The organism is Vibrio nigripulchritudo, assembly GCF_027924785.1.
Taxonomy (GTDB): Bacteria; Pseudomonadota; Gammaproteobacteria; order Enterobacterales; family Vibrionaceae; genus Vibrio; species Vibrio nigripulchritudo.
This window is the reverse complement of record NZ_AP027049.1, coordinates 2,697,408-2,721,555: the sequence shown is the minus strand read 5'-3', so window position 1 is coordinate 2,721,555 and position 24,148 is coordinate 2,697,408. Positions and strand designations below refer to the sequence as shown.

24 protein-coding genes, 1 tRNA gene and 1 pseudogene are annotated in these 24,148 nt (G+C 45.5%); 8 read left to right on the top strand and 18 right to left on the bottom strand.

All coding sequences use genetic code 11. The features are described from left to right. The first annotated feature begins 260 nt into the window (after nucleotides 1–260). Together QMG91_RS12465 and QMG91_RS12460 are read left to right on the top strand one after the other, a co-directional pair. On the top strand, nucleotides 261–1,187 hold the full coding sequence (locus QMG91_RS12465; protein ID WP_281826809.1) for a histone deacetylase family protein: 927 nt from the start codon (nucleotides 261–263) through the stop codon (nucleotides 1,185–1,187). Further along, nucleotides 1,187–1,675 (top strand): NUDIX domain-containing protein, encoded by a 489-nt coding sequence (locus QMG91_RS12460; protein WP_004402175.1) that lies wholly within the window; start codon nucleotides 1,187–1,189, stop codon nucleotides 1,673–1,675. The genes QMG91_RS12465 and QMG91_RS12460 overlap by 1 nt, the downstream gene beginning before the upstream one ends. 48 nt (nucleotides 1,676–1,723) lie before the next feature. Here QMG91_RS12460 and QMG91_RS12455 read toward each other — a convergent pair whose 3' ends face one another. The 11 genes from QMG91_RS12455 to QMG91_RS12405 all read right to left on the bottom strand — a co-directional run bounded on the left by QMG91_RS12455 (nucleotide 1,724) and on the right by QMG91_RS12405 (nucleotide 10,117). Then, entirely contained in the window at nucleotides 1,724–2,683 is a 960-nt protein-coding gene (locus QMG91_RS12455) for a dihydroxyacetone kinase subunit DhaK (RefSeq protein ID WP_281826804.1), read from the bottom strand. Between the two features lie 21 nt (nucleotides 2,684–2,704). Beyond that, complete coding sequence (locus QMG91_RS12450; RefSeq protein ID WP_281826803.1) at nucleotides 2,705–3,103, bottom strand: hypothetical protein; 399 nt, start codon at nucleotides 3,101–3,103, stop codon at nucleotides 2,705–2,707. Between the two features lie 106 nt (nucleotides 3,104–3,209). Then, nucleotides 3,210–3,488: an HPr family phosphocarrier protein gene (locus QMG91_RS12445; protein WP_281826801.1), complete on the bottom strand. Its 279-nt coding sequence runs from the start codon at nucleotides 3,486–3,488 to the stop codon at nucleotides 3,210–3,212. A 3-nt stretch (nucleotides 3,489–3,491) separates the two neighbouring features. Then, the gene (dhaM, locus tag QMG91_RS12440) at nucleotides 3,492–3,890 is read right to left on the bottom strand and encodes a dihydroxyacetone kinase phosphoryl donor subunit DhaM (RefSeq protein WP_281826799.1); all 399 of its coding nucleotides are present in this window, start codon (nucleotides 3,888–3,890) and stop codon (nucleotides 3,492–3,494) included. Beyond that, complete coding sequence (dhaL, locus tag QMG91_RS12435) at nucleotides 3,871–4,539, bottom strand: dihydroxyacetone kinase subunit DhaL (RefSeq protein ID WP_281826797.1); 669 nt, start codon at nucleotides 4,537–4,539, stop codon at nucleotides 3,871–3,873. Before dhaL ends, dhaM begins: the two co-directional genes overlap by 20 nt. After that, nucleotides 4,517–5,533 (bottom strand): ABC transporter ATP-binding protein, encoded by a 1,017-nt coding sequence (locus QMG91_RS12430; RefSeq protein WP_281826795.1) that lies wholly within the window; start codon nucleotides 5,531–5,533, stop codon nucleotides 4,517–4,519. Before QMG91_RS12430 ends, dhaL begins: the two co-directional genes overlap by 23 nt. Then, entirely contained in the window at nucleotides 5,526–6,623 is a 1,098-nt protein-coding gene (locus tag QMG91_RS12425) for an ABC transporter ATP-binding protein (RefSeq protein WP_281826793.1), read from the bottom strand. The genes QMG91_RS12430 and QMG91_RS12425 overlap by 8 nt, the downstream gene beginning before the upstream one ends. An 11-nt stretch (nucleotides 6,624–6,634) precedes the next feature. Next, complete coding sequence (locus tag QMG91_RS12420) at nucleotides 6,635–6,817, bottom strand: hypothetical protein (protein ID WP_281826791.1); 183 nt, start codon at nucleotides 6,815–6,817, stop codon at nucleotides 6,635–6,637. 5 nt (nucleotides 6,818–6,822) lie between these two features. Next, on the bottom strand, nucleotides 6,823–7,770 hold the full coding sequence (locus QMG91_RS12415; RefSeq protein ID WP_281826789.1) for a carbohydrate ABC transporter permease: 948 nt from the start codon (nucleotides 7,768–7,770) through the stop codon (nucleotides 6,823–6,825). Continuing rightward, on the bottom strand, nucleotides 7,767–8,723 hold the full coding sequence (locus tag QMG91_RS12410; protein ID WP_281826787.1) for a carbohydrate ABC transporter permease: 957 nt from the start codon (nucleotides 8,721–8,723) through the stop codon (nucleotides 7,767–7,769). Before QMG91_RS12410 ends, QMG91_RS12415 begins: the two co-directional genes overlap by 4 nt. Before the next feature lie 62 nt (nucleotides 8,724–8,785). Further along, a complete protein-coding gene (locus QMG91_RS12405; protein ID WP_281826786.1) occupies nucleotides 8,786–10,117 on the bottom strand; it encodes an ABC transporter substrate-binding protein in 1,332 nt (443 codons plus the stop codon). A 318-nt stretch (nucleotides 10,118–10,435) separates the two neighbouring features. Here QMG91_RS12405 and QMG91_RS12400 point away from each other — a divergent pair, with 318 nt between their 5' ends. Further along, the gene (locus QMG91_RS12400) at nucleotides 10,436–12,079 is read left to right on the top strand and encodes a dihydroxyacetone kinase subunit DhaK (protein ID WP_281826784.1); all 1,644 of its coding nucleotides are present in this window, start codon (nucleotides 10,436–10,438) and stop codon (nucleotides 12,077–12,079) included. A 202-nt stretch (nucleotides 12,080–12,281) separates the two neighbouring features. Next, on the top strand, nucleotides 12,282–13,037 hold the full coding sequence (locus QMG91_RS12395; protein WP_281826782.1) for an IclR family transcriptional regulator: 756 nt from the start codon (nucleotides 12,282–12,284) through the stop codon (nucleotides 13,035–13,037). On the opposite strand, the gene serC is transcribed toward QMG91_RS12395, so the two are convergent. After that, nucleotides 13,009–14,151, bottom strand: coding sequence for a 3-phosphoserine/phosphohydroxythreonine transaminase (serC, locus tag QMG91_RS12390; RefSeq protein WP_281826780.1), 1,143 nt, complete (start codon nucleotides 14,149–14,151; stop codon nucleotides 13,009–13,011). The genes QMG91_RS12395 and serC overlap by 29 nt on opposite strands. A 198-nt stretch (nucleotides 14,152–14,349) precedes the next feature. On the opposite strand from serC, the gene QMG91_RS12385 reads away from it, so the two are divergent. Continuing rightward, the gene (locus QMG91_RS12385; protein ID WP_022607956.1) at nucleotides 14,350–14,592 is read left to right on the top strand and encodes a hypothetical protein; all 243 of its coding nucleotides are present in this window, start codon (nucleotides 14,350–14,352) and stop codon (nucleotides 14,590–14,592) included. A 37-nt stretch (nucleotides 14,593–14,629) separates the two neighbouring features. Next, nucleotides 14,630–15,319 carry an MOSC domain-containing protein gene (locus tag QMG91_RS12380; RefSeq protein ID WP_281826776.1) on the top strand — a complete coding sequence of 230 codons (690 nt, stop codon included), beginning with the start codon at nucleotides 14,630–14,632 and terminating at the stop codon, nucleotides 15,317–15,319. Nucleotides 15,320–15,396: 77 nt separating this feature from the next. On the opposite strand, the gene QMG91_RS12375 is transcribed toward QMG91_RS12380, so the two are convergent. Beyond that, nucleotides 15,397–16,125: a glutamine amidotransferase-related protein gene (locus QMG91_RS12375; RefSeq protein WP_281826774.1), complete on the bottom strand. Its 729-nt coding sequence runs from the start codon at nucleotides 16,123–16,125 to the stop codon at nucleotides 15,397–15,399. Between the two features lie 74 nt (nucleotides 16,126–16,199). Between QMG91_RS12375 and QMG91_RS12370 the strand changes: the two genes are divergently transcribed. Next, on the top strand, nucleotides 16,200–17,039 hold the full coding sequence (locus tag QMG91_RS12370) for an AraC family transcriptional regulator (RefSeq protein WP_409351264.1): 840 nt from the start codon (nucleotides 16,200–16,202) through the stop codon (nucleotides 17,037–17,039). Nucleotides 17,040–17,532: 493 nt separating this feature from the next. On the opposite strand, the pseudogene QMG91_RS12360 reads toward QMG91_RS12370, so the two are convergent. After that, a pseudogene (locus tag QMG91_RS12360) lies at nucleotides 17,533–18,267 on the bottom strand (NUDIX domain-containing protein); the annotation flags it as partial. A gap of 260 nt (nucleotides 18,268–18,527) precedes the next feature. On the opposite strand from QMG91_RS12360, the gene QMG91_RS12355 reads away from it, so the two are divergent. Beyond that, a complete protein-coding gene (locus tag QMG91_RS12355) occupies nucleotides 18,528–19,568 on the top strand; it encodes an IS481 family transposase (RefSeq protein WP_281826770.1) in 1,041 nt (346 codons plus the stop codon). A gap of 120 nt (nucleotides 19,569–19,688) precedes the next feature. On the opposite strand, the gene QMG91_RS12350 is transcribed toward QMG91_RS12355, so the two are convergent. From QMG91_RS12350 to QMG91_RS12335, 4 genes are all read right to left on the bottom strand, one after another. Continuing rightward, the gene (locus QMG91_RS12350; RefSeq protein ID WP_017190908.1) at nucleotides 19,689–20,411 is read right to left on the bottom strand and encodes an RloB family protein; all 723 of its coding nucleotides are present in this window, start codon (nucleotides 20,409–20,411) and stop codon (nucleotides 19,689–19,691) included. Beyond that, a complete protein-coding gene (locus tag QMG91_RS12345) occupies nucleotides 20,398–21,696 on the bottom strand; it encodes an AAA family ATPase (RefSeq protein WP_281870038.1) in 1,299 nt (432 codons plus the stop codon). The genes QMG91_RS12350 and QMG91_RS12345 overlap by 14 nt, the downstream gene beginning before the upstream one ends. 220 nt (nucleotides 21,697–21,916) lie before the next feature. Then, a tRNA-Ser gene (locus QMG91_RS12340) sits at nucleotides 21,917–22,007 on the bottom strand. Between the two features lie 128 nt (nucleotides 22,008–22,135). Beyond that, on the bottom strand, nucleotides 22,136–24,061 hold the full coding sequence (locus tag QMG91_RS12335) for a sigma-54-dependent Fis family transcriptional regulator (RefSeq protein WP_281826766.1): 1,926 nt from the start codon (nucleotides 24,059–24,061) through the stop codon (nucleotides 22,136–22,138). Nucleotides 24,062–24,148: the final 87 nt, after the last annotated feature.

Genomic DNA, 24,148 nt, shown 5'->3' with positions numbered 1-24,148 from the left:
CCAGCTACCAAAGCAAATCATGGCGAACAAAATGATGGCAGCGAATACACCGCATAATGTTCCTGAGATAAGCATCAGATTTTTAGCCATATTGAACCTCTAATTACCAGTTGAGGTGCATCACTTTAGTTGAATTGCATATAGTTGTAAATGAGAGCTATTATCAATACGGAGTAGGCTAAGTTTCTCTATAAACTTCCTAGAATCTCAATATCACTTGGGTATACAATCTTTCCAAACAACTTCACAACTATTTATTAATGATTCCGGTTATTTATCACCCGATCTATTCAGAGCTTTCTCTTCCACCGAAGCACCGATATCCGATAACCAAATACCGCAGACTGTACGAAAACGTAGTTCAAACACTGGAACACGATGCGCAGTGGCGTGAAGAACTGTCCTTTGCGGAACCAACGGCGCTGAGCACCGAGCAAGTACTGGAAGTGCATGATGAAGAGTACATTCAACTGCTGTTTTCTGGCGAAATGCCGGCAGCAAAAATGCGACGAATCGGGTTTCCGTGGAGTGAGCAACTGATCACCCGAACCCTAACTTCGGCGGGGGGCACAGTAGAAACGGCAAAGCAAGCAATTGAACACGGTATCGCGCTGCATTTGAGTGGTGGTTACCATCATGCGCACAAAGATTTTGGTAGCGGCTTTTGCCTGATCAACGATTTGGTTCTGGCGGCGCATGAAGCACTTAAAAACGAGAACATTGATAAAGTCTTAATCGTCGATGCCGATGTCCACCACGGCGATGGCACGGCAACCCTATGTGAAGGCAGAGAGGACATCATCACGCTGTCATTTCATTGTGATAAAAACTTCCCTGCCAGAAAACCGACGTCGGATATGGATGTGCCACTTGCCCGCGAAATCGGAGACGAGGAATTTCTTTCAAGCTTTAAGCAAGTGGTTGAGATGGCGATCAACATTCATCAACCGGATCTGATCATTTACGATGCGGGTGTGGATATTCATACCGATGATGAACTAGGCTATTTGCAAGTGAGCGCGGAAGGCATTTACCAACGCGACCATTTTATATTTTTAACAGCTAAAAACGCTGGCATTCCCATCGCATCGGTTGTGGGCGGCGGTTATCGAACTGAGCACCAAGACTTGGTTCCCATTCACAGGTTGCTTATTCAAGCCGCCATTAAAGTGTTTAAGGATGATTGATGGAACACAGAATCCGAGCTGCAGGCATTCTTATCGAAGATGACAAGATTCTTCTGGTGAGAGTCAAAGACCATACCGGCGTTTATTGGATCCCACCCGGTGGTGGAATGGAAAATGAAGACGCCACTACTAAAGATGCGCTGCGTCGAGAATTTCGTGAAGAGACCAACTTACGAGTAAAAGTGGGCGACTTGATATGTGTACGAGAGTTTCAGGAGCAACACCCACTGCGTTATCACGCTGAGTTTTTCTATCTGATTGAAAGCTACGAAGGCGAACCGAGCAAAGAAAACCTTATCGGGTTGAACGATCAGGAATACATCCAGGATGTCGAATGGGTAAGGCTAGACACCATCAAAAACCTCAGAGTTTATCCAGCGGAGCTGAAAAGTACCTTGATTGAAGACGCCATCAACAAACGCTTCAGCACTCACCTTGGCAGCTATGTTCAAGGGGAAAACGAATCCAAAAACTGGCTTGAAGCATAGTGATATGTTGGTTGTGTAGACGAAAAAGCTACAAGAGTTTACTGCCGTTTACATGACTAGTGCAGGAGTATAAACCGCAGAATCCCAAAGAGGCAGCCATTCTGGATTGGCGTCTGTTATGGTTAAAGAAAAACCGTTGGTATCGAGAGTCGTAACGAAATTTCCAACTAGCACCCGCGCGATAGAGATGCCTTTCGAACTAAGATTTTTATTCGCAATCTCAGCGACTTGATAAAGAAGTGTCAGGGGAGCAACACCAAGACCGTTAACGAGTAAAATTGGATTTTTGGGGTATGAGCCAAGCGAAGCAATAATATCATTTATCACCTTGCTTACGATGGAAGAGAGGGAAGGGCGCTCTATACGCAGCGCACCCAACTCCCCGTGAATACCAACCCCATATTCTAATTCGTTTTCTTTCACGGTGGACATGGAGCCACTACGCCAAGAACAGCTCGAAAAAGCGATGCCTAATGAACGGGTTCGTTCTGAAACTTGTTTTCCCAACCGCTCCAATTGTGACAACTCAAGACCATTTTCTGCTGCTGCACCGAGAATTTTCTCTACTATAACCACTCCTGCTAACCCTCTGGCTGAATTACGGTCTTGACCTGCAGCGTCATCGTTAACCAATACTGACTTGACGCCAACATCGGTCAACTCTGAGGCGAGCTCAAAATTCAGCTTGTCACCTTGGTAATTTTTTATAATCAAAAGAACACCAGAGTTTTTTCTGAATTGATTTATAGCGGAAACGATTTGTTCGGGAGTGGGAGAGGTAAAGATTTCTCCAGGGCAGGCAGCATCAAGCATGCCTTTTCCCACAAATCCAACGTGCAGAGGCTCATGACCTGAACCACCTCCAGATACTAAAGCGACCTTGTTTTCGGAAGGGAATCGACGAAAAACGACCTTGGGTTCAGATTGAAGGATAATCTTGTCTTGATGAGCAAAAGCGTATCCTGTCAGACAATCGGTTACTGTAAAGTTGTCTCTTACCCTTCCCATTCTGCTTTCCTGCGCAAGAAATTAATCTAATTTTTCAATGGTTGATATTAACTGCTTAGTATAGTCCTGGATTGCCTTCTTGATTACGTTGTTGCGTTTTTCACTGCCCAAGTCAGGAAAAGATACAGCAAACTGAATCATTGGCTTTGCTTTTTTATTGAGTGACGTCCTGTTTGGGTGAGCTTGATAATACGCTTCAAGAAAACTCATTTCCTCTTCTTCAGAAAACATACATACGTCAAATATTGTGGGAAGATGTTTGAATGGGATTGGCGTGTTGTATTCAGGGTTTGAAATCTGCGAGATAAAGCTACGGTTTTTACCTAATGCTTCGGCTAAGCGTTGGCGCATACCTGAAGGTCGGTGCTCAATCACAGTGCGTAGTATGCTTTTGTACTTATATACTTTCGTTGTTTCCATGCCCATCTACTTATAGCTGCTCTTGTGATGTGAGAAGAGGTGTCTGTCTGATGATTTGCAGAATATCAGACACATGTTTGAATACCAAGATTGAACACGGACTCTTCTATGCTTTGTCCATCCCCTTCAAATATGAGACCACAGCGGTAGACGCTTTTTGGCTCTCAGGTCCCGTCGCCCGAATAAACACAGACTGGTTTGCTCTCAGCTTAAGGCGAACCACTGCTGCTTGTCGCGTAGCGCATATCCAAGGTCCTTCCCGAGTGTTAGAGAGTTCGACTTTCGCATTGAATTTCATGAGTAAATTACAAATTTCTGCTGTAGGACGCACATGCAGGTCTACGCTATTACACAACTGTACATTAGTATGAATCCAATTTTTCATTTCCTAACCAATATGATTCAGCTCGTGAACGGCCTGTTCTATTTGATCTAATGTCGCTCCAGTCTTCGCTTTGTATGATGCGACAATTACACCTTCGACCAAAGGGGCGTCCATGATACGAACTGACTTTGCTTTTTCTGTCGGTAGCAAGTCTATTGCCACTTCACTGTTCAGCTCTGTACTTCCCATATCCACAAATATCGCGACACCGTCCGCGGACCAAACTAAGTTTATCGCGTCTTTGATGGCGAGAGAGTCACAGCCCAACTGGCCATCAATAGTGCCTCCTGTCCAAGATACGGGAACTATGTCTGAAACGATTTGTTTGGCCATGTCTGCCACACCCTCTGCGACTAATTGAGAATGCGAAACAATAACCAGGCTAACAGGATTGCGGCTCATACATGTTCTCCATTAAAACGTCTAAGGCAGCGTTAATCATAAGCATACTAGAGTACGCACCGGGATCGACATGACCGATGCTCCTCGACCCAAGATACGCTGCTCTGCCTATTTGTGCTCGAAGTTCCTTAGTTTTTTGACAGTATTGACTCAGTTCGGACTTAAAATGGCTCAGGGTGGCTTTGTCCAAAGGTTTATTTTTAGTTTGCTGCCAAAGTGTCGAAAATGGAATCAGCACATCAAGCATTGTTTTATCTCCAAGGTTGGATTTTCCTCGTTTTTGTACAGCAAGTACGCCTCGACGAAATTCATCTGCGTGGAAACACTCTGGTGCAAAAGAACGACTCCACTCAATCAATAATGTGCCATATAAAGCGCCAGAAGCGCCTCCTACATTTTTGAGTACGGATTGGGCTAAAGTGAGCAAAAACTGCCTGTCTTCCAAATGATGCCACCCACTCATTTCCAGCTCGATAGCGTGCGCACCTCTTGACATGTTTATACCGTGGTCGCCATCACCAATCTTTGTGTCCAATTCTGTAAGGATGTGCTCATTTTCGAATAAGCTCTGGCAAATGGCAGCCAGAGCTTGTTCCCTATGTTTGAAGATTTTTATAGCTTGCTCCTTAAACTCGTCTTCCCTGTTCATCAAAGAGGATGGGATCCCGAAGCTCAAAAGACACCACATCATCTCTGTCCAGTGATACATTAGGGGGGACGAGTAGGGTCAGTTTTTCCCCAGAGAAGTCCAGATGGAGATGACTTTGATCACCTAAACGGTCGATGCCGCACACCTGAGCCTGATATTTATTCCTGCTGCCTTTTGCTAGATTTAAATGCTCGGTTCTGATACCTATAAGAGAGGCACTCTTTGACAGGAATTGCTCATTTTCATCAAAACAGTGTCTTGGTAAAAAATTAATTTGTGGCAACCCCAGTCTCGTTGCAACATAGTCGCTGTTTGGTTCAGTGTAAATTTCTTCAGGTGTCCCGACCTGAATCAGCTCCCCTTCTTTGAGTACACCGATTCGGTCACCGAGTGTCATTGCCTCAATTTGATCGTGAGTTACATAGAGTATAGTGGCATTTAATTCCTGCTGGATTCGCTTTAACTCGACTCGCAGATCGGCGCGTAACTTGGCATCAAGTGATGAAAGTGGTTCATCCATGAAATAGATCGTTGGGCTTCTGACCAGAGCTCTGCCAATAGCGACCCTTTGCATCTCACCACCTGAAAGTTTTGTCGCTTTATTTTCTAATTTATGACTTATATGGAGAATTTCAGCTATTTTGTGAATGCGATCTTTGATCTCATTTTCCGGTACTTTGCGGATATTTGAACGCAATGGAAATGCCAGATTGTCATAAACACTTAAGTGTGGATAGAGAGAATATTGCTGAAAGACAAACGCTACGTCACGCTCTGCAGGAGGTACATTGTCTAGAGGGAGCCCGTCTTTTAATATTTGTCCATTCGAGCAATTGTCTAAACCGGCAGCCAGTCGTAGTAATGTGGTTTTTCCCGCTCCAGTCGGTCCGAGCAAAACCATAAATTCCCCGTCCTTGATGTGTAAGTCGATCGAATTAAGAGCCGACACATTCCCAAATTTTTTCGATACATTACAAAACTCTAGACTAGCCACGATCAGCCTCCATATAACGTTGGTTCATGATGACTTGCCCTGATTCGCGTTGAAACAAGGTTGTTTTTTGTTCCTCCAGATCCAAGTAGACGATATCGCCTCTCTTGGGACGCTGTTGAGTATCAACTCTGGCTTTTAGTACACCAATTACAGAGTTGACGGTCACTACTTGTGTGGACCCTAAATACTCGACAGATTCGACTATCCCGTTGATTAGCGAATACTCAACAAGGTTAATGTGTTCCGGTCGAATTCCTAGCACGAGTTTCGTTGTGCTTACCGACTCCTTTAATGGTGAAATCTTGATAGGAACATCATGGACTCGAACCGTGGATTGAGCCATACGAGTGTCATCATCGAACTCGATAAGGTTCATAGAGGGCTCTCCCAGAAAGCTCGCTACGAATACGGTGTTTGGGTAGTCATAAATAAACTGCGGTTCTCCAACCTGCTCAATGACACCATGATTCATTACCATTATTTTGTCTGCCATGGACATAGCTTCAAGCTGATCGTGTGTGACATAAACTGTGGTAGCTCCGATTTTTTTATGGAGCTCCCGAAGCTCATCACACATCAGGTGTCGAAACTCACTGTCTAGCGCCCCTAGTGGCTCGTCCATAAGAAACGCCTGAGGACGGCGAATGATGGCTCTGCCCAAAGATACGCGTTGTTTGTCGCCACTCGACAATGCGCCTACCGGACTGTCTAACAAATCATGAATTTGAAGTATGTCTGCGACTTCATTGACGCGTTGTTTCATTTCCTTCCTGGGCATGCCCTGACACTTCAAAGGAAAACTGATGTTCTGGCGCACGTTCATATGCGGATAAAGCGCAAACATTTGGAAAACAAAGGCAATGTCTCTTTGCCTTGCTCTCAGAAAAGAAACATCTTCATTTTCAATATGAATCTGCCCCGAAGTTGGAAGCTCTAAACCTGCAATCATTCTCAAAGTGGTAGTCTTTCCACATCCAGACGGACCCAGTAAAACAAAGAATTCGCCATCATGGATTTTGAAGCTAGAATCTTTGACTGCTACAAATTTATCGAACCTCTTGTGCAGGTTAGCTACAGTAATATCTGCCATAAACGGTTCTCCTATTCTGGGAAATGACTGACGATCAGGAAGCCAACGGTTCCAAATAAAATCACGCTAAAGGAATACGTGAAAGCAATCATAGCGACAGGCTGCATCAGCATTACGATGCCGATTCCTATGATCGAGCAAGCTACGTTTTCCATAAAACCGCGTCGTAAAAAGCGTCGAATGTTATGTTTCATTTGCATCATTTCCTTACCGCTCCAAATGTAATGCCGCGAAGCAGGTGTTTTCTGAGAACTATGGTGAAAACGACTATCGGAATTAAGAACAAAGATGTTCCTGCTGCGACTGCCGGCCAATCGAGACCGCCTTCTCCGATGATAATTGGGATAAATGGAGGGGCGGTTTGAGCATTGCCACTTGTCAGTAATAAAGCGAACGCGTATTCATTCCAAGCGAAGACCAGACAAAAAATAGCCGTTGAAGCTATCCCCGTAGAAGCCTGAGGAAGCACCACCTTAATGAAAGCCTGAAATCTACTGTATCCATCAATCATTGCCGCTTCTTCATACTCTCGAGGTATTTCGTCAATGAAACCTTTGAGCAACCAGACAGATAAACTGACATTGACGGCGGTATACAGAATGATCATGCCGAGATGGGTATCAGAAAGCCCTAATTGTCGATACATCAGATAGATGGGTATGGCTACCGCTATCGGTGGCATCATTCTGGTAGACAGAATAAAAAACAGGAGATCATCTTTTAATGGAACTTTAAAACGAGAAAATCCATACGCAGCTAAGGTTCCCAGGAATACCGCGAGAAAAGTCGAACCAAAGCCAATGATCATTGAATTTGTATATCGACCGATGAAACGAGAGGGACCAGTAATAACCATGTTTTGCTCGCGCACAAGCTCTTCATACCAGGTATCTGGTGGAGGAAGAGATGCCATGTATTCATCCGTTTGTCGTGAACGATTGGTGAAAAGATTCACGTAACCTTCCATGCTTGCTTCGTAGCTTATCTTAGGCGGGTAGGCAATCGCATCGGATGGTGACTTGAAGCTGGTCATCAAGATCCATATGAGCGGAGCGATGGTCACGAGTCCATACAAGATGACGACGACTGCCGCCAGGTTTTTACTTTGTCGGCTTGGTTCGACGACAGAAAATGCAGAGTTACTCATCGACTTTTCACCTTATTCATTGCTTTTACATATATGTTTGCTGCGCCAAATACCGTGACAAACAGGATGACTGCAAATGCAGAGCTATACCCCGTTTTCCATTTCTCGAAAGCTTCCCTTTTTAGGTTTATTGAGGCGAGTTCAGTGATAGAACCTGGTCCGCCTGAGGTGAGTTGCACCACCATGTCGAACATCTTAAAGTTTTCGATTGCTCGGAAAAGGATGGCAAGCATCAGAAATGGCATCACCATGGGTAAGGTAATTGAGAAGAACTGTCGGATATTAGAAGCTCGGTCTACTTCTGCGGCTTCATATATACTTCCGGGAATCGACCTTAACCCAGCCAGACAAATGAGCATGACGTAAGGTGTCCACATCCAAGTATCGACAAGAATAATCGCCCATGGAGCAAGTTGCGTATCGCCAATCATGTCAACAGGACCGACATCAGCAAAGAAGTTGACGACGTAAGAAAATACTCCTGACTGAGGTTGAAATAGGTAAGTCCAGAACGTGCCAACCACAGCCGGTGACATCATCATTGGAATAAGGATCAAGGTTGTCCAAAAACTATGTCCTTTAAAGTTTTTATTGATCAGCAATGCAAGACCAAACCCAATGGTTAACTGGAGAATCATGGTCCAGCTAACGAAATGCGCAGTCGCTTGTAAGTATTGCCAGATATCCTCGTCATTCAGGATTCGGATATAATTTTTTAAGCCTACCCAATCAATAGACTGATTGAGCCTGTTGGCGCGGTAATTAGTGAAGCTAAGATAAATTGTCCATATCAATGGGAAAATATTGATGGCCAATAGCAACAAGATAGTTGGTGAAATGAACCACCAAGCCATTGCTCTATCAGACATTGACCATTTCGCATTGGGTTTGCTTCGAGCCTGAGCTCGGTTACTTCCAGACCCACCCAAAGCGCTAGATTGATTTACTGCCATAAAGAAACCACTATTGTGTAAATAGAAACTGAGGGAAGAAGTTGGATCTTCCCTCGCGTGCGCTAGAGTTGTCCGCCATCTTCAAAGATTTCAATCCAGTCTTCTTTCAGCTTCTCAAGTGCTTGTTCAGCCGTTCCTTTATCGGCAACAACGTAGTCATGGAGTCTTTTCTGCATGGATTGCAGAAGCTCGGCGTAGTTGGGTTCCTGCCAAAAATCTTTTACGTCGCTCATGGCTTTTACAAAGTCCAGAGCAAACGGTGCTGTGTTTTTAAAGTTTGGGTCTTCAACAACGGAGCGGTGAGCAGAATAGCCACCCAATGACCACCAGTCAGACTGGACGGCAGGCTGAGCGAACCATTTTATGTATTCAAGTGCGAGGTCTTGTTTTTTTGAGTAAGACACCACCGAGATGCCTTGTCCACCCAGTGTTGAGCCACTGGATGTTTCCATGGGGTTTAAAAAGAATCCTGATTTCTCTCCACCAACTTCCGGGTCTTTGACTATTCCAGGGAAAAATGCAAACCAGTTCATTTGCATTGCAACCTGTCCTGATTTATACGCATCTAAATTCGCTACCATATAAGCATTTGAATGCCCCGGCGGGGTACAACAGTTATAGAGATCTTTGTATGCTTCTAGTCCTTGAACAGCGTTGGCACTGTTTACGTATCCTTCTATGTCATAAGGTTTGGACGGGTTTTGATACTCAAAACCATGGGCATAAAGTGCGGACGTCGCACCCATTGTAATTCCCTCTGAGCCACGTTCAGTATAAATAGCTGCCCCATAAACTTTCTGTCCATCGATTTCACGCCCTTGGAAAAACGACGCAACCTGCTTTAGCTCGGTCCATGTTTTTGGAGGAGATAACTCTCGTTGGTATTTGCTCTTAAATTCTGCTCGAATGTCTTCTCTGGCAAACCAGTCTTTCCGGTAAACCCAGCCTAAAGCATCGCCCATCGCTGGTAATGCCCAGTAGTTTTTCGTCCCTTTTGGCCAGGTAGAATACGCTTCTACCGTAGCTGGAATAAAGTGATCCATTTTGATCCCTTCTTTGTCGAAAAACTCGTTTAGTTTCACATAGTGACCGTTCTCTGCTGATCCGCCTATCCATTGACTGTCGCCAATAAGTAGATCGCAAAGCTCTCCTCTAGAGTTGAGTTCGTTTTGAAAGCGAGAAGCGAAACTGGTCCAGGGAACGAACTCAAAGTTCATTTTTATTCCTGATTCTTGTGTAAACCCCTTGGAAAGTTCGACAAGTGCATTCGCTGGATCCCATGCTGCCCAGCATAGTGTCAGGCTTTTTTCAGACGCGGTGGTCATATTGCTGGTGAGGGTAAGTCCAAGGGCAGCAACAGTTGTAAAAGCCTTGATTCTGTGCACACTTTTCATTTGTGACTCCTTTCAATGTATCCCTGATCCAAAGATCTTGTTCTCCACATCACCACTTAATCCATACAACCGCACAGCCGGGTAATGTGATGTTTTGTGTTTACTAAATACGGTTAAACATTGATATATTACTTAACAAAAATCAAGGGTAGGTAAACAATAATTTAACATTTATTTTATTATTTATTGTAAATGCATGAAAAATAGGCATATTATTTTTGATGGTGATTTTTGGTGTTTAGTTTTTTGTTTAATTTTATTGTTTAGTTAATATTTTTTGTTTAGTTTAATTGTGATGAACTACAGGGAGTAAAAATCATGAGTCGTTTTTTTTCATATGATAACCAGGACGTGGCAAGCGCTATAAAGGGGCTGGTATCGACAAGCAGTGAACAACCATTGGCTATGTTGACTGGAGACAACAACGTGAAAGTGGTGGTACGCGCTGATTGGGATAAGTCAAAAGTTGCAATTTTATCTGGGGGAGGTGCAGGTCATGAACCTGCACATGTGGGTTTTGTTGGCAAAGGCATGCTGACCGGAGCTGTCGTCGGTGATGTTTTTGCTTCTCCAAGTGTGGATGCCGTTTTACAGGCCATTATCGCAGTGGCAGGGGATTCAGGCTGTTTACTTATTGTGAAGAATTACACTGGAGATCGGCTGAACTTTGGTCTCGCAGCTGAGCAAGCAAGGGCGATGGGCTATGATGTAAAAGTGCTCATTGTTGGCGATGACATCTCACTTCCGGACTCAAGTAACCCAAGGGGAGTGGCTGGAACCCTGTTTGTACATAAGATTGCAGGTTACCTTTCTGAAACTGGCGAAGACCTTGACTCCATCTTCCTGAAGCTGAGCCAAATTTCTAAAGGCATACACTCAATCGGGCTCGCATTGACAACGTGTGCCTTGCCTTATCATCCAACGGGGGCGAATGATTTTGCACCTGAGCTCGGACTTGGTATTCATGGAGAACCGGGGTTTGAATCAGTAGAAATAGATAATGCGCGTGATGCCATAGAGAAAATGGTGCAAAAACTTGAACCGTATTATTCCAATTCACCGGGTAAATTCGCCATGTTAGTAAACAACTTAGGTTCTGTTTCTGAAATTGAAATGCAGATACTTCTGTCTGAATTGGCAGATTCAGAGCTTGCTTCCGTGGTCGATATTGTTTTCTCGCCTGGCAGCTTCATGACCGCACTAAATATGTATGGATTCTCGATTTCGCTCATCCAATTGGATTCCTCTATTGAACGAGCGCTTAAAGCGCCAGTTAGTGTGGAGCGTTGGCCTGTCCCTCATCAGTTTGAAGAGGTGAAAACCATTGAGCAGCAAATAATTAAATCCCAATCAATTTCTGGTAAACATGAAAATAACAGGGTTGAAGCCATTGTAATGTCGGTTTGTCGATCATTATTGGAGCACGAGCGTGAACTGAATGCCCTTGACGCTGAAGTCGGGGATGGAGACACGGGAACCACCTTTGCAAATGCCGCCAGGTCGGTAATTTCTAAGCTAGAAACCGAAGGATTGCCTCTTAATGATGCCGATCAGCTACTTAAATGCATTGGCAAAGACTTGTCCAATGTTATGGGAGGGTCGAGTGGTGTTCTGCTTTCCATCTTTTTTACCGCAGCTTCCCATCACTTAAGTCAAGGCAACAATCTGCCAGAGGCTTTCATTGAGGGTTTGAACAAAGTTCAGGAATACGGAGGGGCAAGGCAAGGAGACAGGACAATGTTAGATGCTGCAATACCAGCATTTGAGGCATTGTTAAGCGGTGGGGATGTAAGCGTGGCAGCAGCTTCAGCGTTGAAGGGAGCTGAAAGCACGAAAACTATGACCAAAGCTGGTGCTGGTCGCTCTTCATATCTCAGAGAAGAAAGTTTAAAAGGAAATATGGACCCTGGTGCTTTTGCCGTGGCAGTGATGTTAAGTGCAGCTGCCAAACTGAAAATCTAGACACAAACCGACGAGAGCCGCTCCCCACGGCTCTTTATAGTTTGCTTATTGAGGCTTCTGTTTCATGAAGCGTAAACTCCAGTCAACCAATGTCTTAACTCCTCGTATCCTTTATTCCATTACTCAGCGTTGTAAAACGCCCATCTCGCGGTAGTATGTACCTCGTCCAATCCTTCTTTCGAGTACGCCCAGAAGACACACTATGGAAAAGAAAAACCAAGGCATTCAGTCTGTTGAACAAGCGTTCCACATCATCGATTTTTTTGCCGACCAAAAACAGGCGATGTCGCTGAGCGATGCCGCAGGGCAGTTGGAGATGTCGAAAAGCAAACTGCACAAATACTTGGCAAGTCTGTTGAGAGTAGGTGTGGTGGTGCAAGACGAATCAGGGAATTACTTTCACGGTTCTAAGTTGCTGGAGCTGGGCGCAAAAATTCTTGGCAGAACGGATATTGTGCAAACCTGTGAACCGTTTCTTCACGCTCTCAGACAAAGTAGCCAGCAAGCGGCGGCGTTGGCGGTGTGGACAACTCAAGGACCGATGATCATACGCTTTCTCGATCACCCGTCCCCTGTATCGGTCAATTTCAAAATTGGTTTTTACGCACCAGTGACCAGCAGTGCTGTAGGGCGTTGCTTCGCGGCCAATCTTCCGATATCGGCATTTGAAGTTCTTGCCAAGAGCGAGCTGGGCGATAGCCAGCAGCAGTGGCAAGCTTTTACTGAAAGCTGCGAGCAGATTAAAGCCAATTTTGTCTCGGTGCGAGAAGAGGTAAACCCTGTGATCCCCGGTGCCAAAGCCGTCGCCGCCCCTATTTTTGACGCAGTAGGTGAAATGGCCGCGAGCATCATTTTGATTGGTTTTGACAGCGCTCGGGCGATTGACCAGACCCATCTGGATTTGATCAGCAATGCAGCGCGAGACATCTCTAAGCAGTTGGGCTACTTGACGGACTAACCGCAGATCGAACTCGCTGCGTATGCTCTATTTCGAACGCTTTCATAAACTGGATTAACGCCTCCACTCCTTCATAAGGCATGGCGTTATAGATGGAGGCGCGAATGCCTCCTGTCACTTTGTGCCCTTTTAACCCTTTCAGCCCCGCCTGATGAGCTCGATCTAAAAACCGTTGTTCCGTTTCAGGGCAGGCAATCCGAAATGTCACGTTCATGATAGAACGGCAATCTTGGTGAATGTCATTAGTGTACAAGTCGGACTCATCAATGCATTGATATAAGACGCCGGCTTTTGTCTTATTTCGTGCAAACAGTACCGACACACCACCTTGTTGCTCCACCCACTTCAACACTTCTCCACACAGATACCAGGAAAAAGTCGGGGGCGTGTTCGCCATGGAAAGGTGTTCTACCTGATGGCGATAATCCAGAATTTTAGGAATGTTGTGGCGGTCGGCTCGGATCAAATCTTTTCTGATAATGGTAACTGCCAGCCCCGAAGGACCAATGTTCTTCTGAGTACCTGCGTAGATAACGCCATAACGGGAAACGTCGATAGGGCGAGACAGAATGGAAGACGACACATCCGCCACGATAGGTACGTTCGTTTCAGGCAGTGCGTGATATTCGATCCCGTTGACGGTTTCATTTGGGCAGACAAAGACAAACTGGGCGCTCGGGTCGATGTGCCAGTCTTGCTCTGGTGAAATGGCGCGTAATCCTTCGCGGGTACAGGCGATATCCAGCTTACGAGGCAGGCAAAACTTTTTCGCTTCCTGATAGGCTCCGCTCGCCCAATGCCCGTAAACCAGAAAGTCGGCGCGTTGTCGGTTCATTGCTTCTCGCTGGTCAATCAAATTCAATGGCACCGCCGAGAACTGACCGCTGCCACCGCCATGAGAAAACAGCACATGGTAGTCGTCGGGAATCGACATTAATGCCCGCAGCCTTGCTTCGGTTTCTTCCCTGATAATGGCGAACTCGTCACTTTGGTGGCTGAACTCCATTACAGACATACCCGTTTGCTGCCAGTCCAGCAATTCGCTTTGCGCCTTTAAGAGCACTTCTCTAGGCAGCATCGCCGGTCCCGCTGAGAAACTGTATACCTTTCCCATCTCACTTCTACCTCACAACTTCTCATGTTTCTTATTCGCTAAAAAATGTTCACGCGTTTCTTAAAATCGCTAGTTGTACACTATTGGTGAATAACGTATCCTAATATTAAATATTGAGCAATAACATACTAAGAGAATTCTTAACCGTAATCTCAGCCCTTTGAGAACACGGCTTTTTGGTAAGAAGCAGGAGAAGCAATGAGATATCGCGTGGACATTTCCCAAAACAACACAGCGCTTTTTTCCATTCACATCGAAGCGTTAAGCCAGGCAGCTTGTAAGGAAAAGCTCGAAATTGCGCTGGAAGCGTTCCCCGTGACAGCCGGGTTTGAGCGACAGGTATTCGTATCCGACAGTGAAGAAAGAATCTTAAAAAGCACGAATTCGCGCATTGAGGTGCTGGCGATCAATCCGGTATATCAGCCGTTAGGTTCAATGTAATTTCGTATTCGCCAGTGAATGGATGGAGGGAAGGAGCATGCGCAAAGTAGGAACGGTCACATCGCTGCTGACGGGTAAGGTCAGTTCAATAACACAGGGTGTTACCAGCGGCATAGACAAACACCCTGTGGATACTCGTCATTGGGTCAATCTTCAGGGGTTAGTTGGCGATGAACAAGCCGACAAGCGTTATCACGGCGGAGTGGAGAAAGCGCTTCACGCCTATGCCAGCGAACATTACGACCGCTGGGTAGCCAAACTGGGTGATGCACCTATGTTTCATCGAGTTGGTGTGTTTGGTGAAAACCTGAGTACTCAGGGGCTGGATGAAAATTCCGTCTGTCTGGGGGACGTTTACCAGATAGGTGAGTGCTTAGTTCAGGTTTCTCAGGGAAGAATGCCTTGCTGGAAACTCAATATCCGTTTCGGTCGCCCTGATATGTCTCTTCTGCTTCAGGAAACGTTATGGACAGGGTGGTATTTTCGAATCCTGCGCGAGGGCAATATTGGCGCGGGGGACGACATCTATTTATGTGAGCGACCTTTCCCAGAATGGCCGATATCCAGAGTCACGGGCTTGATTTTTACTGGTTGTCTGGAGCAAGAAAAGCTTAAGTTGTTGCTGAATGCTCCTTTGGTGGATTCATGGAGAAAGCTGGTGGAACGTCGCTTATCGACCGGAAAACTCGAAGACTGGAGCTATCGGCTTTACGGAGAACCAAGGTAAGAATGGCAGAAGTACGGGCGCCTCGTACTATCGTGATGTCAAGGTGTTACTGTGATGGGCTTAATGGGGGATCAGCCTCACTGCGCTTTTTTTGCTTGGTACATAGCGACAAGCCCATCTAAAAACTGCCCCAGTAAGGCATTCATATGTTGAGTGGGCATGGCTTTGATCTCGCTTGGAGATTGCACAAACGGTTTGTCTTTCTGCGAGGTCAGGTCCTTTTGGCTGTTTTCAATCAGTGCTTCGAACTGTTCTGGCAGAAATTCCAGATGGCATTGAAACCCATACACCAAATCGCCATAGCGAACGATTTGCCTCGGGCAACCTTGGCTTGCAGCAAGCACTTTTGCATCGGTAGTCAGCCCCGGCATATCGCCGTGCCAGTGCCCGACCTGTTCTTCTAGGCTAAAGCCAGCCAGCAAAGGGTCTTTAATGCCTTCAGGGGTGAGTTGAATAGGGAAACTGCCGATTTCGGGCTCTGGGCTGGTTTGATGTTTTGCGCCCAACGCTTCGCCAATTAACTGCGCCCCCAAACATACGCCCACCACAGGCTTGCCTGATTCAATGGTGTGTAGGATAAGCGAACGCTCTTTTTGAGCATCAAAATAGGGGCATTCTTGGGTTGTGGTTGCGGGGGATTGCGGACCGCCAAGTACCACCAGTAAATCGAACTCATCGCTGTTACGGGGCAGCGCGACGCCGAGGTAACGCTTGGAATACTGAGCAGTATATCGGTTGTCTTTGACCCACGTTCCGAAATAGCCTTCACTTTCAAAATATTCGTGGATAATAAAATGCACGTTCATAGATTGTCTCCTTTAAGTTACAGGACAATCTTAGTGGTGGAAGACCAAAGCCGATAAGGATAGCCAGACACATGATGACGCCAACCCGACAAGACGTTTCCATTAACCAAGTTATAAAGGTTCGGCAGCACAGCGTGGCTCTGTTCAATCGCATCTCGATGGAAAAAGGTTACGTGGATGCGTGGCATGGTCACGACTGGCATCAGGTGATTTTTCCGCTAAAAGGTTTGCTACAAACTCAAACCGAACACGCCCGATTTCTGGTTCCGCACACCTCAATTTTGTTTGTGCCAGCAGGGGTTGAGCACGAATCGGTAGCGCTCAGCGACACACAGTTTATTGGTATTTACCTTAATCCAACGCGGCTAAACCCAGAGCATTCAGAGTCAGACATAAGATGCCCAGCCGAGGTTCAGGCGGTATCGCTTTCTCCGTTCTTGCGCCACTTGCTGCCTGAGATAGAGTGTTTTTGTGAGAAACCAGAGTCAGACGCCATACTGCGCAATTTGGTTGCGGTATTAAACGACCAATTTTCGCTAGGAGAGCCCTTTCAGTTTAAAACGATGCTACCAAGAGACAGACGGCTTAAAACCATATTTGAACGCCTAAGCGAAGCGCCAGCGCTAAACCAGACACTGGCAGAGTGGGGGGAAGAAGTAGGCGCATCGGAAAGAACCTTATCTCGCTTGTTCGCCAGCGAATTCAGTATGTCGTTTGCCTTATGGCGTCAGCATATCCGAATGGTGCACTCCCTTGCGCTGCTCGATAACGATTTGCCTATCCAAGCAGTTGCAAGCCAAATAGGGTATGAGAACGACTCTTCCTACATTAAAACTTTCAAAGGCATGTTTGGCATTACCCCCAATCAATACAAAAAACGCGTATTGGATGAAGCCCCGCTATTTGCCGAGTAAGCGCCCGCTATTTCACCTCGCCTTATTTCACCTGAGCAAACTTCAAATAGGAATGCAGCTCGCCGTTTTTGTGCTCAACAGCAGAGTGAATATTGTGGTCCTGATTGCCGACAATGGTGAACTGATAGGTGTTATCGCCCTTGGTAATACTGACCTCCAATAACCCATGTTTCAGCTGCCATGTGCCTTGGGTTTGGAAACGGTCGAACAATCGAAACTCGTCTAACGTGCCGTTTTCATGGAACATCACTTCGGTAATATAGCCGCCCGTACAGGATTTTATCCAGCGGGTATTCGCCACATCTTGGTTCGTGAAACTCCGCTTAGATTCGAGCCAGTTTTGGAATGGCTCACGGTTCGGGGCATCGGTATTGATTTCAGACTGTTCAACAAGCTCACTTTGGGCTTCACGGATAAACAGTTGCTGTAAAACGGGCATTAGGTTCAATGCTGGCTCTGAATTCACTGTGAGCGGTGAATGAACCGCACTGCTGGTTTGAGCAAAGAAAGTTTCTTGCTTTTTGTGCCTGCCAGTATTGCTTTCCAATTCCACCAGTGCCAATCCATCTTGATTGAGCAGGGCAGCAACCATTTGGCGATTAAACGGGTAGTTGAATTCATCCTGCAAAAACTCATTCACTGGAACCCATTTCGCTTCGGCAATTTCATCGACATCCTGAATGTTGATGGCTTCATCCGTCGCCATCAGTTTGCAGACGATGTACATATTCGATTTACCAAACTGAAATGGGTGCTTGGTGGTGATTCCCAAAATAGACTCAAATTCTGCCGTCACCCCCGTTTCTTCCCACACTTCTCGCACCACCGATTCACCAATAGGCTCACCCAGTTCCACATGCCCGCCGGGCAGTTTGTAACCCTTCATGCCGTGTTCTTTGATCAGCAAAATCTCTTGCTGGTCGTTTTGAATCAGCGCCCCAGCGCCTACGGTGTGGGTAGGAATAAACGGCACAAAAGTATCAGGTTTAGGTTTGTGAATCAGAGTGATCGCGCGTTCTTCACAGTTGTGAAAGGTAAAACCCTGTGCTGTCGCTTCGCCAATAAGGTGGGATTGCTCAATGGGTAAGGTTAACCAAATCAGGTTTTTGCGGTTGTCTGTGGCATAGCCAAGCACCTCGCGCAGCTCACTGGCAAACGCGGCATTGCTATTAGGAACAGTTTCGGCAGAAAGGATGATGCCATTGAAGTTATCGAGCTCGAAGTCCAAAGAATTTCCTTATTGAGGCAGACGTTATTATTGATATACGCCATAAAGTGCCTGAAATAGGGGAGAAATCCTAGAGGGGAGGGTGAAAAAGCCGCTCAGTTCAGCGGCTTTTTGAATGTGAACGATTCAAAGGCATTGAACCGTTATTTAAGATGTATTAGTTCAGACTAGATCTGACACTTCAATTTGAAAAGAAGAGAGTTACCCACTTTGATTAAAGGTGCTTAATCATCAATCAAAGACAATAAGAGGTAACTCTCATGCTTCATACTAGCAATCCAATCATCAAACACAAAGCTGGGCTTCTCAATCTTGCAGAAGAGCTCGGTAATGTATCTCGAGCCTGCAAAGTTATGGGTGTCTCTCGAGACACGTTTTATCGCTATCAAGAGCTGGTTGAAACTGGCGATATTGACGCTCTGATTAATCAGAGCAGAAGGACACCAAACTTAAAGAATCGAGTCGACAGTGAAACTAAACAAGCCGTCCTAAAATACGCCATCGACTTTCCTGCTCATGGGCAAGTTAGAACAAGCAACGAATTGCGTAAACTGGGGGTCTTTATCTCTCCAAGTGGCGTGCGCTCAATCTGGCTTCGCAACGACCTAGAAAACTTCAAAAAACGCCTCATTGCCTTAGAAAAACAAGTTGCTGAGAACGGTATCATTCTAACGAAAGAGCAAGTCGCAGCTCTCGAGCGCAAGAAGCATGATGATGAAGCTTGTGGTGAGATAGAGACCGCACACCCAGGCTATCTAGGCTCCCAAGACACATTCTATGTTGGCAACCTTAAAGGGGTTGGGCGTATCTATCAGCAGACGTTCGTTGATACCTACAGCAAAATAGCTTTCGCAAAGCTCTATACGACAAAAACACCAATTACCGCAGCAGATATGTTGAATGACAAGGTTCTACCGTTCTTCGAGAATCATGAGCTGCCAATGTTGAGAATCTTGACAGACCGAGGGACTGAATACTGTGGTCGTGTTGAACAACATGACTATCAACTCTACTTGGCTATCAATGATATCGACCACACAAAAACGAAAGCTATGTCACCGCAGACAAATGGTATCTGCGAACGCTTCCACAAGACCATATTGAATGAGTTTTACCAAGTAACATTCAGAAAGAAACTATATGGTTCAATGGAAGAGTTACAGAAAGATCTGGACGAATGGATGGACTACTACAGCAATCATCGTACTCATCAAGGAAAAATGTGCTGTGGCAGAACGCCTATAGAGACATTAGAGGATGGGAAATCAATCTGGGCTGAAAAGAATTTAGCCCAGATATAATCTGACAGGCACCGTGTCGAAAAGTGGGTAACTGTCAGATCAGGTCTGAAATAGTACACATTAAACCAATTAAATGTTAATCACCCAAAAAATCCCAACCAAAACAGACCTGTATAGATTTTATTTTTTTGATTTTGCGATTTTTTTATTTTTAAGCTCTTCTAAATACGCCATTAACTGATGCACCTTTGTTGATGGGTTAGTTACGCCAGACTTTATAGCATTTTCGTAAATCCGTTCTGAGTGTGCCATTGCTCCGTCATATGTTCCCTCATCTAAAGACTTTTTAAACAGTCCTTTTTGAGTCTTTTTGTACAATGGCAAGTAAACTTTAAGATCATCAATAACTAAATCTCCAACACTCTTTGTGGGTGTTGCTGCGTAAGGCTTTGTGGTTGGTTGATAATGTAGCAAGAACCAATATTCAAATGACGGAATCGAAGGAATACTCTCAAAGATAATTTGTTTACCTAAGCCTGCCTTCTCAAGATCAACATTGATTTGATCAACTTTGGCTATCGCTTCATCAAAGGAGCTGTGGTTATCCCTATCGAAAACACAAAATACTCTGTTATAAATATCACCAGATTTTAAGGCTTTTTCGTGTAGACAATAAGCGTGATTTACTACGTTTATTGGGCTAGAGCCACAGTCTCCGTCAACTTCAACATTTGCAATGTCTAGCTCATAAAATACTCGTACTTCTTCAAAGTATATGGGTTCAGTTTTTTCACCTTCGCATACGATAAGAACCTTATCATATGGTTTCCTCTTTGCTTTTTTCCTAGCTTGCTCCTCAGCTTTACGTGCCTTTCTTTTTTTGAAAAGATCATCGCTCCCCATCAGTATCTCCCAAAAGCTCCAAGTTACTAACTAAAGGAAGCGCACCGTACCGTCCTGATAGATATGCTTTTTCTAGGTTTTCAGCGCCTTTTCTTGGGCTAAAGTCAGTTAAAGGAAATAGACTCGACTCTCCAGATTGCTTTTCACAAAACCAAATTTGATCTCTTCTAAACACATTCTGGTCCAAAACAGATGTTTCGTGTGTGGTAAAAACGAGCTGTGCATTATTAGGGTTGGTTTTTTTATTATTGAATAGGTTAATTAAAAATTTGACCATTGTAGGGTGAAGGCTATCGTGTAATTCATCAATAAATAGAACCCGCCCATTTTTCAAACTATCTAACCAAGGCCCAGCAAATGAAAATAGCTTTCTAGTACCGTCAGATTCATCTTCAAGGTCAAATAGCACCGATTGCCCTTCGTGGCCTTTATGGATGGTTTTAATATCGACAAACTCTCGCTCTTCCAAGTCAGCTAAGAGCATATCCTTTACTTCTTTTGGCATATCAGAAGAGAAGAAGCTTTCATCAATTTTCTTTTGCTCTAATGAAATATCAGTAATATCTAAATCTGCTGATTTAAGGAACTTAAGAACTTCCAATTTAGTTTCTTGCTCCTCACACAACTCAGCAGTAAAAACTGGCCCCCATCCACCAATCCCTGCAACTTTAAGAGTGTCTTTGAACCAGTCAAAAATAGGTAGTAACTGTTCACTATTGAGCATTACAGCCGTTGAAAGAAAAAGCGAATTAGATTTTGTCGCATCTTTCCAAACTTGTTTTTTTCCTTGAAACAGGCTGGAAAAATCCCAAGCATATTCCCCTGTGTCGTTGTCAAAAGCTCTGATAAACCAACGTTGAGGCCTACCTTTAGGGTATGCAAAGAGCCACTCATCTACGATACGATCTTTTGTTACAGAAAAGCCATATTGGTATTTAACTCCCTGACTAATAAATAAAACTTCAAATTCTGTAGGAGCATTTGAGGTTCCTTCCGATAAAAGAAAAGGCTTTACAGGAAGGCGCTCTCCACGTTGAGAATCTTTTGCTGAACTTAAAACAATACGCTTCATTGTCCCCAGTCCAAGAATGAAGTTTGATTTACCAGCAGCATTAGCTCCGTAAACAGCAGCAGATCTTAGTAGGGGTGTATTCTTTTGGCTCTCTGGAGTAAAGAAATTATCTCTAAGATCATCATTAGTAGATTTAATTAAGCTGAACTGCTGTCGTTCACGAATTGATCTGAAGTTTTCTACAAATAACTCAATAAGCATTTTTGATGCCATTTTAATGTCGATTTTTATCAATTATACGCAAAAAATGGCTTCAAAGTCCATTTTAGACTTAGACAACAGGGTAGTTATTGGAAGATAATAGAGGAACATCACTGTGATTGTTGTGCTAAACACAACTAAACACGGTAAACGTGTGACTAAACAAGAAATGAAAAATAGAACGCCAGAAACGAAAAAACCGCTGTAAAAACAGCGGTTTAATCTTTAAAAGTGGCGGAGAGATAGGGATTTGAACCCTAGATACGCTATTAACGTATGCCGGTTTTCAAGACCGGTGCTTTCAACCACTCAGCCATCTCTCCGTTGTTGAGGCGCATATTAGCTAGGGTTGGAAATCTTGTAAACCCCTAAGTGGTTTGTTTGATTGAAAAAACGTCAAAACCATCAAAAAAGAAGTTTGGCTGGTTGTGCGGTGATCAGTTTGTGGGTTTTATCGCCGGTTCGGTGGGATCAATCCGCAGCGTTTCATTCGTCTGTGTACCGTGCTGCGGTTAACTCCCAAGTAGTTGGCCGCTGCGGTAATGTTCCAGTTCAGGTTATTCAGCAGGGTTTCAAGTTGGGTATCCACGGGCAGGGTGGGCGCGTCCTGTTGGTATTTCGAGAACGAGTCGGGCAGGTGTTCGGGGTGAATCTTCTCCCCTTGGCTGAATGCCAGCGCAAACTGCAATACATTACTCAGCTCGCGTATATTTCCGGGCCAGGAGTGCTTGTTCAGCAGTTGAGTGGTGCCCTGGCTGATGGGCACGGGCTGGTCGGCGTATTCCAACAGCAGCTTGCTCGACAGCCACTTAATGTCTTTTCTTACCCGCAATGGTGGCATCTCCAATTTGGCTCCGGAAATGCGGTAGTACAAATCCTCTCGGAATCGCCCTTGCTTCACTAAGTCTTCAAGGTTTTGGTGCGATGCCGCCAGTACCCGAAAGGTAACGGGTACGGGTGTGTGCCCGCCCACTGGGGTCACTTCTTTTTCCGCAATCACACGCAGCAATCGAGCCTGCAAGGCTAGGGGCATGTCGCCAATTTCATCCAAAAACAACGTGCCTCCATTGGCGCGTTCGATCAAGCCCTTTTTGCCCTTTCGGTCTGCGCCTGTAAATGAGCCTGCGGTGTAGCCGAACAGCTCGCTTTCAATCAGGCTTTCTGGAATCGCGGCGCAGTTGATCGCCACAAAAGGGCGTTTTCCTCTTGAAGCGTCGTGAATCGCTTTGGCGAGGTACTCTTTGCCTGCACCCGTTTCGCCCGAGATCAAAATCGAGATAGAAGAATTGGCAAGGGTTGAAGCCTTTTCCGCCATCGATTTCATTATAGGGTCGCGAAAAAACAACCTTTCAAGCGGTTTGGCGATGGGGCGTTCTGTAGGAACGGATTTGGGTGTGACCGGAACGGGTTCAATCGCCTGAATATAAAGCAAGTCACCGGATTGGGTGGTGACGGCAACCGGATTGGGGCAGTAGCGCCTTGAGTATTTCGGCAGGTCATTGATGTCCAAGTCCAGCAGGCTATCTAATGGCACGCCGCCGAGTTGATGGGCGTTTAACGGATTGGCTGTGGCGGAATACCCTTTCATTAATATGCCGTATGCCGAATGGGTTAACCCTACGATTTGTCCGTCGTCATTCACTGCGAGGGCGCAATCTGGGTCGAGTTCTAAAAACTCGGGGGTTTTACTCAGTTTGAGTACCCACTGGTGGCGAAAGCTGGTGAGCAAGGTGGTCATCTCGATGCGCTTGGTGACGTTGCGAATCAGCTGCAATGAAAGCCACTGGCTGCTTTTTGGCTCGGGCGAGTGTAGGGCTGAAATGTCCAACACCGCAGCGAGGTGGCCATCCACACCATAAATGGGTGAGGCACTGCACGTAAGCTGCCCGTGCGTGGCGTCGAAGTGGTCGGTCTGGTGAACCGTAATTGACTGACCGGTGTAAATACATGAGCCAACGCCACAGGTGCCTGCCCGTTCTTCCGACCAAGACGACCCCAAATACAACCCGGCAGATTTCAGCTCACTTTGTTGAGAAGTGTTGCCAATGTAATCGACGGTGACGCCTTCGTGATCGGTCAGGAGCAGTACGTAGTTTTGCCCCGATATCTGCTTGTACAGCATTTCTAGGGCGTGGCGCGCGGTGTGAATTAATCGATCGGTTCGTTCCTGATGAAGTTTCAGTTCGTAGCCGGGCAGTATGTAGGCTTCTTTTAAGCGTGAAGGCTCCAGACGGTGGGTTTCGACGCAGCGTTTCCATGAATTGAGGATCATGTGGTCGCGCTCCACCTCGTTTCCGCTGACGGCACTTTCCACCTCCTGAATGTGAGAGCGGATAAAAGTGCTGCTTCTGATCGCTTTGGTTTCTGAACTTCTCATGACCGATTCCTTTCGGTTTAGTGAATTAAGATCTAGCACTGAAGGAGGGCAATTGCACCTTTGAACGGCGCACAAATCGGCAGTTTT

What these genes read in the sequence shown, in the direction of transcription:
- QMG91_RS12465 (WP_281826809.1), top strand. Translation starts at nt 261, where the DNA reads ATGATTCCGGTTATTTATCACCCGATCTATTCAGAGCTTTCTCTTCCA.
- QMG91_RS12460 (WP_004402175.1), top strand. Translation starts at nt 1,187, where the DNA reads ATGGAACACAGAATCCGAGCTGCAGGCATTCTTATCGAAGATGACAAG.
- QMG91_RS12455 (WP_281826804.1), bottom strand. Translation starts at nt 2,683, where the DNA reads ATGGGAAGGGTAAGAGACAACTTTACAGTAACCGATTGTCTGACAGGA.
- QMG91_RS12450 (WP_281826803.1), bottom strand. Translation starts at nt 3,103, where the DNA reads ATGGAAACAACGAAAGTATATAAGTACAAAAGCATACTACGCACTGTG.
- QMG91_RS12445 (WP_281826801.1), bottom strand. Translation starts at nt 3,488, where the DNA reads ATGAAAAATTGGATTCATACTAATGTACAGTTGTGTAATAGCGTAGAC.
- dhaM (WP_281826799.1), bottom strand. Translation starts at nt 3,890, where the DNA reads ATGAGCCGCAATCCTGTTAGCCTGGTTATTGTTTCGCATTCTCAATTA.
- dhaL (WP_281826797.1), bottom strand. Translation starts at nt 4,539, where the DNA reads ATGAACAGGGAAGACGAGTTTAAGGAGCAAGCTATAAAAATCTTCAAA.
- QMG91_RS12425 (WP_281826793.1), bottom strand. Translation starts at nt 6,623, where the DNA reads ATGGCAGATATTACTGTAGCTAACCTGCACAAGAGGTTCGATAAATTT.
- QMG91_RS12420 (WP_281826791.1), bottom strand. Translation starts at nt 6,817, where the DNA reads ATGAAACATAACATTCGACGCTTTTTACGACGCGGTTTTATGGAAAAC.
- QMG91_RS12415 (WP_281826789.1), bottom strand. Translation starts at nt 7,770, where the DNA reads ATGAGTAACTCTGCATTTTCTGTCGTCGAACCAAGCCGACAAAGTAAA.
- QMG91_RS12410 (WP_281826787.1), bottom strand. Translation starts at nt 8,723, where the DNA reads ATGGCAGTAAATCAATCTAGCGCTTTGGGTGGGTCTGGAAGTAACCGA.
- QMG91_RS12405 (WP_281826786.1), bottom strand. Translation starts at nt 10,117, where the DNA reads ATGAAAAGTGTGCACAGAATCAAGGCTTTTACAACTGTTGCTGCCCTT.
- QMG91_RS12400 (WP_281826784.1), top strand. Translation starts at nt 10,436, where the DNA reads ATGAGTCGTTTTTTTTCATATGATAACCAGGACGTGGCAAGCGCTATA.
- QMG91_RS12395 (WP_281826782.1), top strand. Translation starts at nt 12,282, where the DNA reads ATGGAAAAGAAAAACCAAGGCATTCAGTCTGTTGAACAAGCGTTCCAC.
- serC (WP_281826780.1), bottom strand. Translation starts at nt 14,151, where the DNA reads ATGGGAAAGGTATACAGTTTCTCAGCGGGACCGGCGATGCTGCCTAGA.
- QMG91_RS12385 (WP_022607956.1), top strand. Translation starts at nt 14,350, where the DNA reads ATGAGATATCGCGTGGACATTTCCCAAAACAACACAGCGCTTTTTTCC.
- QMG91_RS12380 (WP_281826776.1), top strand. Translation starts at nt 14,630, where the DNA reads ATGCGCAAAGTAGGAACGGTCACATCGCTGCTGACGGGTAAGGTCAGT.
- QMG91_RS12375 (WP_281826774.1), bottom strand. Translation starts at nt 16,125, where the DNA reads ATGAACGTGCATTTTATTATCCACGAATATTTTGAAAGTGAAGGCTAT.
- QMG91_RS12370 (WP_409351264.1), top strand. Translation starts at nt 16,200, where the DNA reads ATGACGCCAACCCGACAAGACGTTTCCATTAACCAAGTTATAAAGGTT.
- QMG91_RS12355 (WP_281826770.1), top strand. Translation starts at nt 18,528, where the DNA reads ATGCTTCATACTAGCAATCCAATCATCAAACACAAAGCTGGGCTTCTC.
- QMG91_RS12350 (WP_017190908.1), bottom strand. Translation starts at nt 20,411, where the DNA reads ATGGGGAGCGATGATCTTTTCAAAAAAAGAAAGGCACGTAAAGCTGAG.
- QMG91_RS12345 (WP_281870038.1), bottom strand. Translation starts at nt 21,696, where the DNA reads ATGGCATCAAAAATGCTTATTGAGTTATTTGTAGAAAACTTCAGATCA.
- QMG91_RS12335 (WP_281826766.1), bottom strand. Translation starts at nt 24,061, where the DNA reads ATGAGAAGTTCAGAAACCAAAGCGATCAGAAGCAGCACTTTTATCCGC.